The sequence below is a fragment of the Lentzea sp. NPDC037011 genome, assembly GCF_055607425.1.
In genome coordinates this window covers 229500-246314 of record NZ_JBVJRT010000002.1, presented here as the reverse complement: position 1 = coordinate 246314, position 16815 = coordinate 229500, and the positions used below count along the sequence as shown (strand labels likewise).

At 70.5% G+C, this 16815-nt stretch carries 15 protein-coding genes; 9 read left to right on the top strand and 6 right to left on the bottom strand.

Annotation, left to right across the window (positions count from 1 at the left end; all coding sequences use genetic code 11):
* Positions 1-4 precede the first annotated feature (4 nt).
* The gene (locus ACZ7CH_RS05920) at positions 5-385 is read right to left on the bottom strand and encodes a hypothetical protein (protein ID WP_360398655.1); all 381 of its coding nucleotides are present in this window, start codon (positions 383-385) and stop codon (positions 5-7) included.
* 164 nt (positions 386-549) lie between these two features.
* On the opposite strand from ACZ7CH_RS05920, the gene ACZ7CH_RS05915 reads away from it, so the two are divergent.
* The 5 genes from ACZ7CH_RS05915 to ACZ7CH_RS05895 are packed head-to-tail and all read left to right on the top strand — an operon-like array spanning position 550 to position 4288.
* Positions 550-987, top strand: coding sequence for a helix-turn-helix domain-containing protein (locus ACZ7CH_RS05915; RefSeq protein WP_360398657.1), 438 nt, complete (start codon positions 550-552; stop codon positions 985-987).
* Positions 988-990: 3 nt separating this feature from the next.
* Positions 991-1503 carry a hypothetical protein gene (locus ACZ7CH_RS05910; RefSeq protein ID WP_360398659.1) on the top strand — a complete coding sequence of 171 codons (513 nt, stop codon included), beginning with the start codon at positions 991-993 and terminating at the stop codon, positions 1501-1503.
* Positions 1503-2612 carry an MAB_1171c family putative transporter gene (locus ACZ7CH_RS05905; protein ID WP_470373274.1) on the top strand — a complete coding sequence of 370 codons (1110 nt, stop codon included), beginning with the start codon at positions 1503-1505 and terminating at the stop codon, positions 2610-2612. The genes ACZ7CH_RS05910 and ACZ7CH_RS05905 overlap by 1 nt, the downstream gene beginning before the upstream one ends.
* A gap of 15 nt (positions 2613-2627) precedes the next feature.
* Entirely contained in the window at positions 2628-3692 is a 1065-nt protein-coding gene (locus tag ACZ7CH_RS05900; RefSeq protein WP_470373273.1) for an ATP-dependent DNA ligase, read from the top strand.
* Complete coding sequence (locus ACZ7CH_RS05895; RefSeq protein ID WP_470373272.1) at positions 3689-4288, top strand: YigZ family protein; 600 nt, start codon at positions 3689-3691, stop codon at positions 4286-4288. The genes ACZ7CH_RS05900 and ACZ7CH_RS05895 overlap by 4 nt, the downstream gene beginning before the upstream one ends.
* Here ACZ7CH_RS05895 and ACZ7CH_RS05890 read toward each other — a convergent pair.
* Entirely contained in the window at positions 4285-5100 is an 816-nt protein-coding gene (locus ACZ7CH_RS05890; protein ID WP_470373271.1) for a helix-turn-helix transcriptional regulator, read from the bottom strand. The genes ACZ7CH_RS05895 and ACZ7CH_RS05890 overlap by 4 nt on opposite strands.
* A gap of 108 nt (positions 5101-5208) precedes the next feature.
* Here ACZ7CH_RS05890 and ACZ7CH_RS05885 point away from each other — a divergent pair, with 108 nt between their 5' ends.
* Positions 5209-6261: an aldo/keto reductase gene (locus tag ACZ7CH_RS05885; protein ID WP_470373270.1), complete on the top strand. Its 1053-nt coding sequence runs from the start codon at positions 5209-5211 to the stop codon at positions 6259-6261.
* 60 nt (positions 6262-6321) lie between these two features.
* Here ACZ7CH_RS05885 and ACZ7CH_RS05880 read toward each other — a convergent pair whose 3' ends face one another.
* Positions 6322-8895 (bottom strand): glycoside hydrolase family 3 protein, encoded by a 2574-nt coding sequence (locus ACZ7CH_RS05880; RefSeq protein WP_470373458.1) that lies wholly within the window; start codon positions 8893-8895, stop codon positions 6322-6324.
* 247 nt (positions 8896-9142) lie between these two features.
* Positions 9143-10789: a glutamate--tRNA ligase gene (locus tag ACZ7CH_RS05875; protein WP_470373269.1), complete on the bottom strand. Its 1647-nt coding sequence runs from the start codon at positions 10787-10789 to the stop codon at positions 9143-9145.
* A gap of 76 nt (positions 10790-10865) precedes the next feature.
* Between ACZ7CH_RS05875 and ACZ7CH_RS05870 the strand changes: the two genes are divergently transcribed.
* The gene (locus ACZ7CH_RS05870; RefSeq protein ID WP_360398673.1) at positions 10866-12047 is read left to right on the top strand and encodes a zinc-dependent alcohol dehydrogenase; all 1182 of its coding nucleotides are present in this window, start codon (positions 10866-10868) and stop codon (positions 12045-12047) included.
* A 20-nt stretch (positions 12048-12067) separates the two neighbouring features.
* Positions 12068-12688: an L-threonylcarbamoyladenylate synthase gene (locus ACZ7CH_RS05865; protein ID WP_458433427.1), complete on the top strand. Its 621-nt coding sequence runs from the start codon at positions 12068-12070 to the stop codon at positions 12686-12688.
* Between the two features lie 146 nt (positions 12689-12834).
* Here the strand turns inward: ACZ7CH_RS05865 and ACZ7CH_RS05860 are convergent, their stop codons facing one another.
* Complete coding sequence (locus tag ACZ7CH_RS05860; RefSeq protein WP_458433428.1) at positions 12835-14661, bottom strand: S8 family serine peptidase; 1827 nt, start codon at positions 14659-14661, stop codon at positions 12835-12837.
* A 245-nt stretch (positions 14662-14906) separates the two neighbouring features.
* On the opposite strand from ACZ7CH_RS05860, the gene ACZ7CH_RS05855 reads away from it, so the two are divergent.
* Positions 14907-15872, top strand: coding sequence for a hypothetical protein (locus ACZ7CH_RS05855; protein WP_360398679.1), 966 nt, complete (start codon positions 14907-14909; stop codon positions 15870-15872).
* A 324-nt stretch (positions 15873-16196) separates the two neighbouring features.
* On the opposite strand, the gene ACZ7CH_RS05850 is transcribed toward ACZ7CH_RS05855, so the two are convergent.
* Positions 16197-16781, bottom strand: coding sequence for an NUDIX hydrolase (locus ACZ7CH_RS05850; protein ID WP_360398681.1), 585 nt, complete (start codon positions 16779-16781; stop codon positions 16197-16199).
* Between the last annotated feature and the right edge of the window lie 34 nt (positions 16782-16815).

Below are 16815 nucleotides of genomic sequence, written 5' to 3'. Positions count from 1 at the left end.
GTCGTCAGTCGGCGGTGCCCGGCTGCGGCCTGGCCGTCACGGTGACGCGTTCGGCCGGTCTCCGCGCCGCGGAGGCCGGGCCGGGCGCGGGGAGGAAGCCGTACATGTCGTTGAGCTGGTGCAACGCCGACACCGCGTCCCTCCACACCGGGCACGGCCAGGCGCGGTGGCGCCCGTACCAGGTGTGGCACGACTTGCACCGGTGCTTCTCGTCGGGCTCGTGCATCCGCAGCAGTCCGCGCCACCACGGCAGCGCCGAGCGCAGCTGTTCGCGCAGCTCGACGACCTCGTGCGGCGAGTCCGCCCGCGCGAGCCGGCCCATGGTGCGGTAGACGACGTCGATCACCGCCCGGTGGAACGGTCCCTGCCGTTCAGCGAGCGCCATGACCTGCTGCCTCCCAGGTCGCGGGTACCCCGGTCGCGGTTGAGACTCCCACGGTGGGAGTCTATGTTGGCCCACGGCGGCTTTCAACTGGTGAAAATCCAGTCACCCGCACAGCTCTTTCCGTGGGTGGAAATGCTCACCGCGCGCAACGGGAGGAGTCGGCAATGGCGGGGGAACGGTCCCTGGCTGACAAGCTCAACCACCTGTTCGCCGCTCACACCGCGCGGTCCGGGCAGGAGTACAGCAACGAGCACGTCGCGGCGGCGATCGCCGACACCGGGGTGACCATCTCGCAGAGCTACATCTGGCAGCTGCGCAAGGGCCGCAAGGACAACCCGACCTTCAAGCACCTCCAGGCGCTGGCGGGGTTCTTCGGCGTGCCGGTGAGCTACTTCTTCGACGACGAGGTCACCGACCGGGTCAACGAGCAGCTGCAGCTGCTCAAGGAGGAGCAGTCCAGGTTGAACGAGCTGACCGCCTCCAGCGACGCGCAGCTGATGGCCATGCGCGCGGATGCGTTGTCACCGGACCGGCGCCGGCTCGTCATGGAGCTGCTGGACGTCGTCTACCGGCAGGAACAGGCCGAGCGCGGCGAGGGCTGACCCGTGGCCGAACGAGAGCTGCGCAGGCGCTGCCGCCGGCTGCTGAACGAGCTCGACATCCAGCCGCCGCTGGACGTCGCCGAGCTGTGCCGCCGCGTCGGCGAGCAGCGCGGCAGGCCGATCCGGCTGCTCGCGCACCCGATCCCGGTGCCGGGGCCGTTCGGCGTCTGGATCGCGACCGCGCAGGCCGACTACATCCTGTACCAGCGGGAGACGTCGAAGGCGCACCAGAACCACATCATCCTGCACGAGCTCGGGCACCTGCTGGCCGGTCACACGACCTCCGAGCAGGACGACGGTCTGCTCGCCGGCCTGTACCCGGACCTCGAACCGGAGGCGGTGCGGCGCGCGCTGCGGCGCACCTCCTACGACTCCGCGCACGAACGCGAGGCCGAGACGGTCGCGACGATCATCCTCGAATGGGCGTCGGTGCTGGACCAGGTCGCGCCGCGCAGCTCGGAGGGCCCCGCGCGGCGGATGGCCTCCTCGCTCGCCGACCGGATCGGGTGGTTGTAGTGGAGTACCTGAAGGAGACGCAGGGCATCGTCGCGTTCTCCGCGCTCGCCGTGGTGCTGTACCTGCTGGTGCGCCGCCCGCACGACCCGCGGCTGCGCTCGGTGACCGGTCTGGTGGCCGGTTGGGCGGTCGGCTACCCGTTCGGGCGGGCGGCGGCGAACGGGCGGTGGTTCCTCGGGCTCGACCCGATGGTGTGCCAGCTGGTCCAGCACTCGATGCTGCAGATCGGGGTGTTCTGCCTGATCTGCTTCTTCCTCTTCTCCGCGCTGGACGACGAGGGTGCGCGCCGGAAGGCGGTGCAGCACCTGGTGCCGCTCGCCGGGTGCATCGCGGTCATGACGTGGGCGGTGCTGTCGATCCCGGACGAGCTGCGGGTGGCGGCGGCGCGCGTGCCGAACTCGCTGGGCGGCGGGCCGACCGGTGTCCTCGCGATCACGGTGTTCTACGCGCTGGGCAACGGCTACCTGCTCTACGGGTTCGCGACGATGTTCGGGTGGGCCCGCCGGTACGCGCGCGGTGCCGAACCGCGGCTGCGCAGGGGCCTGCTGATCACCTCGACCGGCCTCGCGCTGCTGGTGCCCGCCGACGCGATCTTCGTGTCGTCGAACGTCTCGCGCTACTTCGGCGAGCCGCTCCCCCGCTGGCTGCTGACCGCGGCCGTGTGGTTCCTGCTGCCCGGGGTGCTGCTGTGCGTGGTCGGCGTGCTCTACCCGGTCGCGGCGATGCGGTTCGCGGCGACGAGGCTGTGGTTGCGGCACCTGCGCGCCTACCACCGGCTCGGTCCGCTGTGGACGCTGCTGCACCAGTCGTTCCCGGAGGACGCGCTGCACCGGGTGCCGTCGCGGCGGGACGCGTTCTCGTTGCGCGGCGTGCACCGGCGCTACTACCGGCGGGTGATCGAGTGCCGGGACGGCCTGGTGCGGATCAGCCCGTACGTCGCGCAGACGCCGGAGGACCTGCCGCTGGCCGAACGGCTGCGGGCCGGCCTGGAGACGCGCAGGGCGGGCGGGGTGGCGCAGCGCAGGCCGATCGCGCTGGCCGTGCCCGAGCACGACGGGATGGACGCCGACGTCGGGGAGCTGGAAAAGCTCGCGGTGGCGTTGCGCTGAGCTTATGGTCCGGAGGTGGACCTGCCCGTGATGCCTCCGGTGAAGCCGATGCTCGCGAAGTCCGTGCCCGAGCTGCCGCGCGGGGACGGCCTGCACTACGAGCCGAAGTGGGACGGCTTCCGCTGCATCGTGTTCCGCGACGGCGACGAGGTCGAGCTCGGCTCGCGCAACGACAAGCCGCTGACCCGCTACTTCCCCGAGGTCGTGGAGCTGCTGCGGGACGCGCTGCCGCCGCGGTGCGTGGTCGACGGCGAGATCGTGCTGGTCACCCCGGACGGCCTGAGCTTCGACACGCTTCAGCTGCGCCTGCACCCCGCCGCGTCCCGCGTCCGCAAGCTCGCCGCGGAGACCCCGGCGAGCTTCGTGGCGTTCGACCTGCTGGCCCTCGGCGACACCGACGTGACCGGCCTCCCGCTGGCCGAGCGCCGCACGATGCTGGAGGACGCCGTCCGCGAGGTGCCCGGTGCCTACCTGACACCGTCCACAACGGACCCGGAGGTGGCGCAGGACTGGTTCACCCGCTTCGAGGGCGCCGGCTTCGACGGTGTGGTGGTGAAGGCGCTGGACGGCGTCTACGAACCCGACAAGCGGGTGATGTTCAAGGTCAAGCACGAGCGCACGGCCGACTGCGTGGTCGCGGGCTACCGGCTGCACAAGGACGGCGAGACCGTCGGGTCGCTGGTCCTCGGCCTCTACCGGGACGGCGAGCTGCACAACGTGGGCGTGGCCAGCAGCTTCACCGCGGCCCGGCGGCGGGAGCTGGTCGAGGAGCTCGCGCCCCTGCTCGACCCCGCGGAGCACCCGTGGAGCGCTTGGGCGACGTACGAGGGTCCCGGCATGAACAGCCGCTGGAACCCCGACAAGCAGCTCCAGGTCGTGCTGCTCGACCCGGTGCGGGTGGCCGAGGTGCGCTACGAGCACGTGCAGGGCGGCCGGTTCCGGCACACGGCGCGGCTGGTGCGGTTCCGCCCCGACAAGGAGCCGCGGGACTGCACGTTCGAGCAGCTGGAGGAGGTGCCGCCCGCGGAGCTGGACGCGCTGTTCGGCGAGGCGGAGCGGCGGCGGATGATCGAGCCGTGAAGGTGATCAGGCGGAACGGCACGCACGAGATCGAGATCGGGCGGTCGCGGTTCCTGTGCCACGTCGCCCGCGTCACCTCCGACCAGGAAGCGTCCGAGTTCTTCGCCCGCGTCCGCAAGGAGCACTGGCAGGCCACGCACAACTGCACGGCGTTCCGCACCGCCGACACCCAGCGGTCCTCCGACGACGGCGAGCCCGCGGGCACCGCCGGTGTGCCGATGCTGGAGGTGCTGACCCGGCGCGACCTGGTCGACACCGCCGTCGTCGTCACCCGCTACTACGGCGGCATCAAGCTGGGCGCGGGTGGTTTGGTCCGTGCGTACGGACGAGCCGTATCCGAGGCGGTCGACGCACTGGGCACGCTGACCCGCGAACGGCACGAGAGCGTGCTTCTGGCCGTTCCGCACGACCAGGCCGGGAAGCTGGAGAACGCGTTGCGCGCGGCCGGGTACCACGTCGCCGACACCGAGTACGGCCACGACGTCACCTTCACCGTGCTGACGAAGGACCCGGACGGCTTCGAGGTCTGGCTCGCCGCGCAGACCGGCGGTGCGGTCACCGCGATCCGGGGCGAGCCGGTTGACCTCGACAGCTAGGCCGTCAGAGCGTCCAGAGCGGACTGGCTCGCGGCGTCCGCGGCGCGGTGCACCACCACCAGCTGACCGGGGTCCTGCACCGGCCGCAGCGTCTCGAACCGGGTGGTGATGACTCCGGCGTCCGGGTGGTGCAGCACCTTGTGCCCGCGGGCGTTGACCCTGACCTCGCCCGAGGCCCAGAGCCGGGCGAACTGCTCGTCCCCGGCCACGCACTCGGCGATGAGCGCGCCCAGCACCCGGTCGTCGGAGTGCGCGGCCCACGCCGTGCGCAGGTGCGCGACCCCGTCCCGCACGACCTGGTCGCGGTCGGCGTAGAGCGTGCGCATCCGCGGGTCCACCAGGCACACCAGGATCGCGTTCCGCCTGGCTGGCGGCAGCGTGCCGAAGTCGAGGAACAGCCGCGCCATCGCGTCGTTCCAGGCCAGGACGTCGTAGCGGTGGTTGAGGACCATGGCCGGGCGCGGTGCGAGGTCGGCGACCAGCGCGGCGAGCGCCGGGTCCGCGGTGGTGGCGGGCTCGGCGGTACCGCGCGGGCGCTGCCGGGTCAGGCCGTAGAGGTAGGCGCGCTCGTCCGGTGCCAGGCGCAACGCCCCGGCCAGCGCCTCCACCACGTCCGCCGACGGCCGCAGCCCGCGGGCCTGTTCCAGGCGCACGACGTAGTCGACGCTGATCCCGGCCAGCTCGGCGACCTCCTCGCGGCGCAGACCGGGTGTGCGGCGGGAACGGCGTTCGGGCAGGCCGACGGCGCGGGGGTCGAGGCGTTCGCGCCGGGTCCGCAGGAACGCGGCCAGCTCCGCGGTGGTGCTGATCACCCCTGGTCCAACCCGCCGGGTGGGACGGCTGTTCCCAGGAAGCGCCGTCCCTTACCCGCCGCTCGCCGCCGGCCGACCCTGGTCGCACGACGAGCACAGGAGGACCTGATGGCAACCACCCTCGACACCTACCGGCTGCTGGGCCGCTCGGGGTTGCGGGTCTCCCCGCTGGCGCTGGGCACGGCCACGTTCGGCAGCGAGCTGGGCTGGGGCGCCGACCGCGCCGACGCGCGGAAGCTGTTCGACACCTACGTCGAGCGCGGCGGCAACTTCATCGACACCGCGAGCGGCTACGGCGGTTCCGAGCGCCTGCTGGGCGAGTTCGCCGGGGACCGCCGCGAGAGCCTGGTGCTGGCGACGAAGTACGCGACGCTGCGCCGGCCCGGCGACCCGAACTCCGGTGGCGCGCACCGCAAGAACCTGGTCGCGTCGGTGGAGAACAGCCTGCGGCAGCTGCGGACCGGCTACCTCGACCTGCTGCACGTGCACGTGTGGGACTTCGCGACACCGGCCGAGGAGGTGCTGCGCAGCCTCGACGACCTGGTGCGCCAGGGCAAGGTGCTGTACGTGGCGGTGTCGAACACCCCCGCGTGGGAGATCTCGCGCATGCAGGCGGTCGCTGACCTGCGCGGGTGGTCGCCGCTGGTGGCGGTGCAGGTCGAGTACAGCCTGCTCAACCGGGCCGCGGAGCGCGACCTGGTCCCGATGGCGCGGGCGCTGGGACTGGGCGTGACGCCGTACTCGCCGCTGGGCGGCGGGGTGCTGACCGGCAAGTACCGCCGCGCCGACCTGACCGCGCCGGACACGACCGAGAGCACCCGCAGGAGCTTCAACGCGGCCCTGGGCATGGTCACCGAACGCGCGCTGGGCATCGCCGATGTCGTGCGGGAGGTCGCCGCGGAGCTGGACCGCACGCCCGCGCAGGTCGCGCTGGCGTGGAACCTGCGGCAGCCGGGCGTGACCGCACCCGTCGTCGGGGCCCGCACCCCCGAGCAGCTGCTCGCGAACCTGGACGCGCTGGCGGTCGACCTCTCCGACGACCAGCTGGCCCGGCTGGACGCCGTGAGCGCGATCGACCTCGGCCACCCGCACGACCTGCTGGCCGGTGAGCACCTCCGCGCGGTGACCACCGGTGGGCTGAAGGTCGAGGCCCGCCGCTGAGAACAGCAGCGGCGCGGCTCCCCCGCTCCCGGGAGGGCCGCGCCGCGGTCTGCTGACGAGCTACGTGCAGGGCAAGGCGTCCGGATCAGCCCCCGCCTTGGGCACCCACCGCACGTTCGCGAACGAGGCCTGGAACGTGCCGTCGGTGTAGACGAGGAACGGCGTGTTCACGGTCTCCAGGTCGAGCCCCTTGTCGGAGAAGCAGGAGACCGGGATCTTGACGGTCGCCTTCTGCCCGATCGGGAGGCTGCGGAACGCCTGCGTGGCGTCGAACTCCGCCAGGCACGGATACACGCAGTGCGCGCTGAGGACCGTGCGGTTGGCCGGGGCCTGGTGCACGATCACGTCGAACTGGACGGCCGCGTTGGCGTTGCCGTAGCCGCGCAGGTCGGCTGCGACCGGGCTCTGCAGGTACACCTGCGCGGGGCCGGTGCCGGTCCACGTCGTCTTGAGCGCGTCCTGCTGGACGTTCACGTCGGACTGCACGACGTTGATCTCGGCGTGCGCGGCCTGACCGTCGGGGCCGATGACCGTGCCGCCCCAGTTCTCCGCCGACCCGATCATCGACTGGTAGGGCGCGACGTCGGTGCGGTTGAAGACCTCCAGGTCCTCGGTGGCCGTGCCGCCGCCACCGCCGGAGCACAGGGCGCCGGGGCTGGTCTCGTCGAGCTTGCCGACGTTGCCGGTCTGCCAGTCGCGCAGGCCGTAGCCGAGCTTGAACAGCGGCGTCTTCGCGGGCTCACCGGGCAGCGCCGGGCAGGCCTCGGCCGGCCACGAGTAGGACAGCTTGCCGCTGAACCCGTTGTGCTTGCCGCGGATCAGCAGGTCCGCGATGCCCTGGCCCTCGGTGCCCGGCAGCCAGGCGGCCACGAACGCGTCGGAGCGGTTGATCTCCTTGTTCATGTGCAGCGCGCGGCCGCCGACGTAGACGGTGATGACCGGCTTGCCCTTGCCGGAGACCTTGTCCAGCACGGCGATGTCCTGCGGGTGCAGGCGCGCGGCCTCGAACGACCGCTTGCCGAGGTCGCCCACGCCCTCCGCGTACGGGGTCTCGCCGATGACGGCGATGACGGCGTCGAACTGGCTCGCGTCCACACCCTCCGCGGTCTCGGCGAACGTGACGTTGGCGGTGCCCAGGGTGTCCTGGATGCCCTTGAGGATGCTGGTGGCGTTGGGGAAGTCGGCGTTGGTGTTGCCGGTGCCCTGCCAGGACAGCGTCCAGCCGCCCGTCTGGTTCGAGATGTTGTCCGCGCTCTTGCCGACCACGAGCACCTTGCTGCGCTTGGACAACGGCAGCACGCGCTTGTCGTTCTTCAGCAGCACCGCGGACTCGCGCACGGCCTCGCGGGCGAGCTCCTTGTGCAGCAACGCCTTCTGCTCACCCGCGTGCTCGCGCTGCGAGGGCTTGGGGGCGTCGAACGTGCCGGCGCGCAGCTTGACGCGCAGGATGCGGGTGACGGCGTCGTCGATGCGCGCCATCGGGATCTCGCCGGCCTGGACCTGCGCGATCGTGTTGGTGATGAACGCCTTCCAGTCGTTGGGCACCATGATGATGTCCATGCCGGCGTTGATCGCCTGCGCGCAGCTCGCGTTGGTGCAGCCGGTGACCTGGCCGATGCCGTTCCAGTCGGAGACGAGCAGGCCGTCGAAGCCCATCTTCTCCTTGAGGATGCCGGTCTGCACGTACTTGCTGCCGTGCACCTTGCCCTCGTTGATGACGTCGTTCGTCCAGCTGTTGAACGAGATCATCACCGTCTGCGCACCGGCGGCGAGGGCACCGTAGTAGCCCTGCCCGTGCACGTTGATCATCTTCTGCTCGGTGGACGGGTTGACGCCCTGGTCCTTGCCGCCGGTCGTGCCGCCGTCACCGATGAAGTGCTTCGCGGTGGCGATCACGCCATCCTCGCCGATGCGCTTCTTCGCGTTGTCCTGCAAGCCCTTGACGGCCTCGTAGCCGTAGGCGCGGGTGATCCGCGGGTCCTCGGAGAAGCCCTCGTAGGTGCGGCCCCAGCGGTCGTCCTCGACGACGGCGAGGGTCGGCGCGAACGCCCAGTCCTGGCCGGTGGCGCGGATCTGCTCCGCGGTGGCCGCGCTGATGTCGCGGACCAGGCACGGGTCCTGCGCGGCACCGAGACCGATGTTGTGCGGGAAGACCGTGGTGCCGAAGACGTTGTTGTTGCCGTGCACCGCGTCGATGCCCCAGATGACGGGGATCTTGGTGCGCGTCTGCTTCGACGCCTCCCAGTAGGCGTCGGCCAGCTTCAGCCAGTCCTGCGGCGTGGCCCGCTTGTTGCCGCCGGGGAAGCTGCCGCCGCCGTTCAGGACAGAGCCGAACCCGTAGGTCGTGACGTCGGCCGGGGTGATCGCGGCGATCTCCGGCTGCGTCATCTGGCCGACCTTCTCGGCCAGCGTCATGTCCTTGAGGATCGCCTTGACGCGCGCCTCGTCCCTGCGGTCACCGTCGAGCTGGCTGTCGACCTTCGGCCAGTCCTTCAGCGTCGGCAGGGACTTCTCGATGCGGGCGCACCCGTGCTCGGTCTTGGGCTGCCCGATGACCGTCTGCTTCGGCGGCCGGTGCTGCGCTTCCTGCGCAGTGGCCGCCGACGTCGCGCTGGCGGCGAGCGTCAACCCCAGCACTGCGGCGAGAGTGCTTCTCCAATGCATGCCGCCGATCCTCAACTCCGTGTTACACCCACGTCAATGGGAACGCTCTCATGACTTTGTTCCGGAACGGGCCTGGACGAGGTTCCACTGTCCGAGCTGTGCGTTCGTGTGGGATTTTGGTCGAGGATTTTGAGGTGGGGCGGGTGTGCACGTGCGTGCCCGGACAGCGAACGGCCCCCGGCTCCTTCCGGAACAGGGGGCCGTTGTCAGCCGAAGATCAGCCGGCGAGCGCGCGCACCCGCCGCAGCACCTCGTCCTTGCCCAGCGTGCGGGCGACGGAGTGCAGGTCGGGGCTGCGGGTCGACCCGGTCAGGGCGACGCGGACCAGCTGCGCCGCCTCCTTGATGGAGCCGGGGTAGGCGTCCGGGTTCTTCTTGAACTCCTTGGGGTTCGGCGCGAAGCCGTGCTTGCCGGCCAGCTCGCGGATCTGGCCGAACCACTCCTGCCCGTCCTCGAGGTCGGCGTAGCCGTCCGCGAAGTCCGCGGCGAAGGCCGAGATCAGCTCCGGGGACAGGCCGCCGAGGCGCTCGTCGGTGCGGTCGGTGACCAGCTCGAACAGCGACGGGAAGAAGAACCCGTAGGCGGAGCGGAAGTCGGACCACTTGCGGAGGTCCTTGCGCGGGTTCGAGACCTCCGGGCCGCGCTCGACCTGGAGGGCCGCCAGTGCCTCCTCGCGAGACGACGACAGCACCTCGACCAGCTCGGGGTCGTACGTGGCCGCCCACACCGAGATGCGCTCGACGATCTCCTCGCCGGACAGGGTCGCGACGTAGTCGGCGCAGATGTCGTCGAGCTTCACGAGGTCGACCAGCGGGCCGGCGACGCCGCACTCGGCCAGCGTCAGGGGCGACTCGAGGGCCTCGGCCAGGGGCAGCTCGGCCAGGCGGGCGTTGACCAGGCCGCGCAGGTAGTACTGGACGGCCTGCGCGGGGAAGCCCGCCTCGATGAAGTACTCGACGGAGGCCTCGGGGTCCTTGCGCTTGGAGAGCTTGCGGCGGGAACCGCCCTGCTGCTTCATCAGCGGCGCGATGTGGGCGTACTCGACGCGCTCGAAGCCCAGTGCGTCGAACAGCTGCAGGTGGGTGGGGACCGAGGAGATCCACTCCTCGCCGCGGATCACCAGGTTCACGCGCATCAGGTGGTCGTCGACGGCGTGCGCGAAGTGGTAGGTGGGCAGGCGCGGCGACTGGTCGGAGGCCTTGAGGACCACCACGTCGTTGCGGTTGGCGTCGTGCTCCAGCTGACCGCGGATCGCGTCCACGAACGAGGTGCGCTCCCCCGCCTTGCCCGGCGAGCGGAAGCGGACGACGTACGGGCGGCCGGCGTCCAGGGCCTCCTGGACCTCCTCGGCGGTCTTGTCGCGCCACAGCGCCCAGCGGCCGTAGTAGCCGGTCGGGAGCTTCGTCGCCTGCTGGCGGGCGGTGATGTCGGCGAGCTCCTCCTTCGTGGCGAAGCAGAGGTACGCCTTGTCCTGGCGCAGCAGCTCGCGCACGTAGGTCAGGTAGACCTGCTCGCGCTGCGACTGGTGGTACGGGCCGTAGGCGCCGACGGAGTCCGCCTCGTCGGGCTGGATGCCGAAGTAGGCGAACGCCCGGTTGAACTGGTCGACGGCGCCCTCGACCTCACGGGCCTGGTCGGTGTCCTCGACGCGCACGATGTAGGAGCCACCGGAGTGGGTGGCGATGTCGCGGTCGATCATGCCGACGTACAGGCCGCCGATGTGCAGGAAACCGGTCGGCGACGGCCCCAGCCGGGTGACCTTGGCGCCTTCGGCCAGCCCGCGGGGCGGGTACTGCTCCTCCCAGTGGGACGGCTCGGGCAGGTCCGAGGGGAACAGGGCGTCGACGACGGCACGGTCGAGCATCGCTGAGGGTCTCCAAAACCGGGGAAAGAGAGTCGTCCCAGGTTATCAATGCGAACGACCGGGGAACGCCCTGGGCATGAAGGCAGTCACTTGGCACGGCAAACGCGACGTCCGGGTCGACAACGTTCCCGACCCGGCGCTCAAGGAACCAGAGGACGTCATCGTCAGGGTCACGTCCAGCGGCATCTGCGGGTCGGACCTGCACCTGTACGAGGTGCTGGGGCCGTTCCTCACCGAGGGCGACATCCTCGGGCACGAGCCGATGGGCGTCGTCGAGGAGGTGGGCGCCCAGGTCACCGAGCTCAAGCCCGGCGACCGGGTGGTGATCCCGTTCAACGTCTCCTGCAACCACTGCTTCATGTGCGACCAGGGGCTGCAGTCGCAGTGCGAGACGACGCAGGTCCGCGAGTACGGGTCCGGTGCCGCCCTGTTCGGCTACACGAAGCTCTACGGCCAGGTGCCCGGCGGTCAGGCCGAGTACCTGCGGGTTCCGTTCGGCAACAGCCTGCCGATCAAGGTGCCGGAGGGCCCGTCGGACGACCGGTTCGTGTACCTGTCGGACGTGCTGCCCACGGCGTGGCAGGCGGTCGAGTACGCGGGCGTGCGGGACGGCGGCACGGTCGCGGTGCTGGGCCTCGGCCCGATCGGCGACATGGCGTGCCGGGTCGCGATGCACCGGGGCGTGCGGGCGATCGGCATCGACCTGGTGCCCGAACGGCTGGCCCGCGCCAAGGCCAGGGGCGTCGAGACGATCGACCTGCGGGGTGCTGGCAAGCGCATCGCCGAGGTGGTCAGGGACCTCACCGGCGGTCGCGGGCCGGACGCGGTGATCGACGCGGTCGGCATGGAGGCCCACGGCGCACCGGTCGCGAAGGCCGCGCAGCAGTTCACCGGCCTGCTGCCGGACGTGGTCGCGCAGAAGTTCATGCGCGAGGCGGGCCTGGACCGGCTCAAGGCGCTGCACACCGCCATCGAGATCGTGCGGCGCGGTGGCACCATCTCGATCTCCGGCGTCTACGGCGGCATGGCCGACCCGATGCCCATGCTCACCATGTTCGACAAGCAGGTCCAGCTGCGCATGGGCCAGGCGAACGTGTGGCGCTGGGTGCCGGAGATCCTGCCGCTGCTGACCGACGGCGACCCGCTGGGCGTGGACGACTTCGCCACGCACCGGCTGCCGCTGGCCGAGGCGCCCCGGGCGTACGAGACGTTCCAGAAGAAGGCCGACGGCATGGTCAAAGTGCTGCTCAAACCTTGATCGGCCTAGACTGCGCGGCCATGGCGAAGTACCTGGACGTCCACCCGGACAACCCGCAGAAGCGCGCGATCGACCAGGCCGTGCGGATCTTGCAGGAGGACGGCCTGATCGCGTACCCGACCGACTCCTGCTACGCGCTGGGCTGCCGTCTGGGCAACAAGGACGGCATCGACCGGATCCGGTCGATCCGCAAGCTCGACGACAAGCACCACTTCACCCTGATGTGCGAGAACTTCGCGCAGCTCGGGCAGTTCGTGCAGGTCGACAACGCGGTGTTCCGCGCGGTCAAGGCGGCGACGCCGGGCGGCTACACGTTCATCCTGCCCGCCACGAAGGAGGTGCCGCGCCGGATGATGCACCCGAAGAAGAAGACGGTGGGTGCGCGCATCCCGGACCACATCGTGACGCAGGCGCTGCTGCAGGCGATGGGTGAGCCGCTGCTGACGTCCACCCTGCTGCTGCCCGACGAGGCGGAGCCGCTGGTGCAGGGCTGGGAGATCAAGGAACGGCTCGACCACGTGGTGGACGCGGTGATCGACTCCGGTGAGTGCGGCACCACGCCCACCACGGTGGTGGACTTCTCCGACGGCGAGCCCGAGATCACCCGCTACGGCGCCGGCGACCCGTCCCGCTTCGAGTGACGTGTCACGCGGGGCCCCCGCGTGCCCCCCAGGGGAACGCGGGACTCCCGCGTGACCCGAAAAGGGAACGCGGGGCCCCCGCGTGCCGTCGCACGCGGGGGCCTTTCGTGCGCTCAGAGAGTACGAAAGCTCCCCGCGTGCACTCTTTAGGAGACGACGAGGGCGTAGTCGGCGTCCGTTGAGGCCGTCTCGCGGTGGCCGTCGACGTTGACCGCCGTCGCGATCACCTCGACCGTCCAGGTGCCCGCGGCGGGCGTCTGGACGAGCACGTTCTCGACGGTGTCGACGGTGTTCGCGGACCCGCCGGGCGTCGACCAGTTGCCGGCCAGCAGGCCGTTGTTGCCGTAGTAGACGGTGCCGTCGGGCGCGGTGACCTTGAGCGTGAGGTCGTTGACGGTGGCCTTGGCCGCGGTCGGCGAGCCGGCCGGGTCGGTGTAGGCCAGGGTGGCCCGCAGCGGCGTCTGGCCGTTCGACGTCACGGTGTACTTGCGCGACTGGCCGGTCGTGAGCAGGTCGGTCTCGTTGACCAGCACCGGGAGCTTCCAGCCGCCGGCCTTCGCGCGGTCGTAGAGGTTGCGCACGGACGCGGTGCCCCAGCCCTGGTGGGTGCGGGTCTGGTCGTGCGTGGTGCCGGAGAACGCGTGCTGGTCGGCGGTGTTGATCAGCAGCGCCTTGGCCGTGGCCGCGTGCGGGCGCGCGGTGAACACGTCACGGCCCTTGCCGGGACCGCCGTCGAACACGCCGTCGGCCCACATCTGGAACAGCAGGCCGGCGTTGCCGCAGGTGATCGGCGTGGCGCCGGACGTGCCGCCGAACGACGTGGTGTAGGAGGTGTCCGAGGTGGACGACGTGGTGTCGATGCGGTCGTAGAAGTTCGACAGCTCCGGCTTGATGCGGCCGTCGGCGGCCGGTCCGATCGACGCGCCGCCGTTCCACTTGTCGTCGGCGCGCGAGGCGGTGTTGTAGTGGTAGTGGCCGCCGACCGACAGCACGTTCTTCGCCCACGCCTGCGGGCGTGAGCTGCGGGTGCCGGCGTTGCTCTGCGACTGGCAGATCAGGATGTCGTGGTCGAACACGATCCGGTCCATCTGCTGCGAGACCGACGTGTACGCGGTGGTGAGCGAGTCGCCCCAGCTGTTGCTCTGGAACACCGCCCGGTACTGCCCCGCCGGGTCGACGAGCTGCGCGGTGTGGGCGTAGCGGTCACCGGAGTTGTAGACGGCGAAGATGCCCTGGCCCTCCGGCAGCACGCCGCGCTGCGCGGCCGAGACGCCGGAGGCGAAGATCTGCCCGTAGGTCGACGTGCCGTGCGAGGTGCTCGACGAGTTGCCGGTGTGCATCAGCGGCGGGCGGGCCTTGAACTCCTGGTGCGTGGTGCGCAGCCCGCCGTCCATCACCTCGCCGCGCACGCCCTGGCCGCGGTAGCCGCCGGCGGCCTCGACGTAGTTGGCACCGGACGACTCGCGGGAGATCGCCATGTCGGTCTCCGGCGCGGACACCGGGTCGACGGCGAGCACGGCCGGCAGCTTCGCGACCTGCGCCGCCTGCCCCGCGTCCAGGTGGGCCAGGATGTGTTCGCGGCTCGCCGAGATCGAGTCGACGCGCGCGCCGATCGCCTTGATCTTGTCGGCGACGGCCCTCTGGTCGTCGGCGTTCTGCTCGACGAGCGTCACCAGGTACGCGGCGGACCCGGACAGCGCGGCCACCTGCGGCCGGGCCTCGAACGGGCGCAGGTCCCGCACGTAGCTCAACCGGGCGATCCGCGCCGTGTTCGTCATCCGCGCCACGTAGGTGCCGTCCTGCACGAACGCGCCGAGCCGGACCCCGAGGCCCTTGAGCTGGACGCGTTGCGCGTCGGACAACGTGTCGCGGAACTGGAGCAGATATGCGCCCTCGACCGGTGCGGCGACCGCGGGCGTGGCACCGCTGATCAGCGCGAACACTGATACGGCGGAGAGAATTGTGCGCAGCACTAAAGGAACCTCCACATCGGCAGGGATGCCCGGACAGGAGGTGCAGTCCAGGCCCGTGACCAGCACGTTACCGTGATCGACGAGATCAGGGCATCAGTCGTTCGGCGGGAGATGATCTGTCATAGGGTGTAGGTCGGCCACTTTGCCCGTCGATATCCACATTCACCCGGACGGGTGCGTCCGCAGTAACGCCGGAGCAGGTGGGCCCGACATGTCCGGCGAACTGAAATCCGCGCGGAGGATGGATGTCTGTCTCACCTGAGCAGTTGATGGAAGAACTGCGCACGTTGTGCCGCGGGCGCGGTGTGCAGACTCCCGGAATCGACGTGCACGTCGGTCCTGCGCTGCGCCAGGTGTGCGGCATCGCGGAGGCGGACGGCGCGGAGACCGTGCGCACGAAACTGCGCGAGTGGGTGACGAACGCGGTGCGCGGATTCCCGGTGGAGGTCCGCAACGCCGTTCTCGCGCCGCTCGGACTGCACGACGAGGCGCAGTACCGGTTCCTCAACGAACGCATCGACTGGCTCGCGCGGCAGCAGGACCGCGGCGCGCGCACGGTGCGCAGGAGGATGGAGTCCGGTTTGCAGCGCCTCGTGGAGGTGGCGCTGCAACCGGCTCCGGCGACGGCGCCCCCGGCACCGTCCGAGTCGTGGCACGTCAAGGAGTTCGAGGCGCTGCTGAAGCTGGACGGCCCGACGCCGGCCTGCACGGAGCGCCGGACCGTCGTGGCCGACACCGACGGCGTGAACGAGATCGCCTGGTCCATCACGATCCCCTCCCCGACCCCCGAGGGCGCGCCGGGCGACCTGGACATCGAGGTGTTGCACGGGGTCGAGCTCATCGGCCACGAACGACCGTCCCCGCGGCGCTTCCTCATGAAGCTGCGGTTGCCCCGACCCCTCAACACGGGGCAAACGCACCAGTTCGCACTGGAGGTGAGGGTGCCGCGGGGACAGTCGATGCGTCCGACCTACGTGTTCTGGCCGGAGCGGATGTGCGAGTCGTTCCGGTTGCGGGTGCGGTTCGACCGGAACGACCTGCCCGAGTCGGTGTGGCGCGTCGACGAGGCCTTGGCCCGCGACACCGACGACCTGACGCCCTGGCCCGCGAGGCTGCCCGTCGACGAGATCGGTGAGATCGACGTGGAGTTCTCACACCCCCGTCAGGGCCGCGGTTACGGCGTGCAGTGGGCACCACGTCCGCCGGTCTAGGCGAAGACGCCCAGCAGAGCGGACAGGAGCTCAACGAAGAAATGCGGTTCCACGGTTTCCACCTCCCTGTTTCGGCAAGGGAGAACCGCAGATCGAAGTCGGGTCAGATCACCGAGACGATGAGGAAACTACCGGCCACGAATCCCACCAGCAGGCAGATCGCGGCCACCTTCACCACGGTGGCGAGTGAGCACAGAACTCTCATCGCTAATTCACCTTCTCATTTCGACTGACTTCGGTCTGTTGTTCTCGCGTGCCACAAGAATGCGACCGGGCCGATCGGATGAGAACGGGTTTCCTGTTTCCTGGTAGATCAGGAAACACCTAGTGCGCGGTGGCGCGGCGCAGTGCCATCACGAGCACCGCGTGGGAGCTGCCGGCGTGCGGGAGCATGCCCTGCTGGACCAGTTCGAGCGCGTGCCGGAACGGGATCGTGCGCACCCGCAGGTCGGACTCGCCGGGTTCGAGGGACGCCTGGCCCTGGGTGAGGCCGGTGGCCAGGAAGATGTGGTCGACGTGGTTGCTCAGGCTGTCCGCGCCGTGGATCTGGCCGAGCCGTTCCCACCGCTCGGCGTGCAGCCCGGTCTCCTCGGCGAGCTCGCGCGCGGCCGCCTCGGCGGGACCCGCGTCGGTCTCGTCCACGGCACCGCCGGGTAGTCGCCACTGCGTGCCGTTGTGCGTGTAGATCCACTGCCTGGTCAGCACGACCTGGTCGTCGTCGCGGATCGCCAGCACCGTCACCGACGCGGGCGCCACCACGTGCGTGTACACGCCGTGGCCGCCGTCAGGTCTGACGACGTCGTCGCTGCGGACTTCGAACCACGGCGAACGGTGCACCACGTTGGTCGCCAAGCGCTGCCAGACCATCACCACACCAGCCGAGGAGGAGTCGGGACACGTCGTAGCCATGCCTCACATGGAACCATCGCCAACCGTCCCAGAT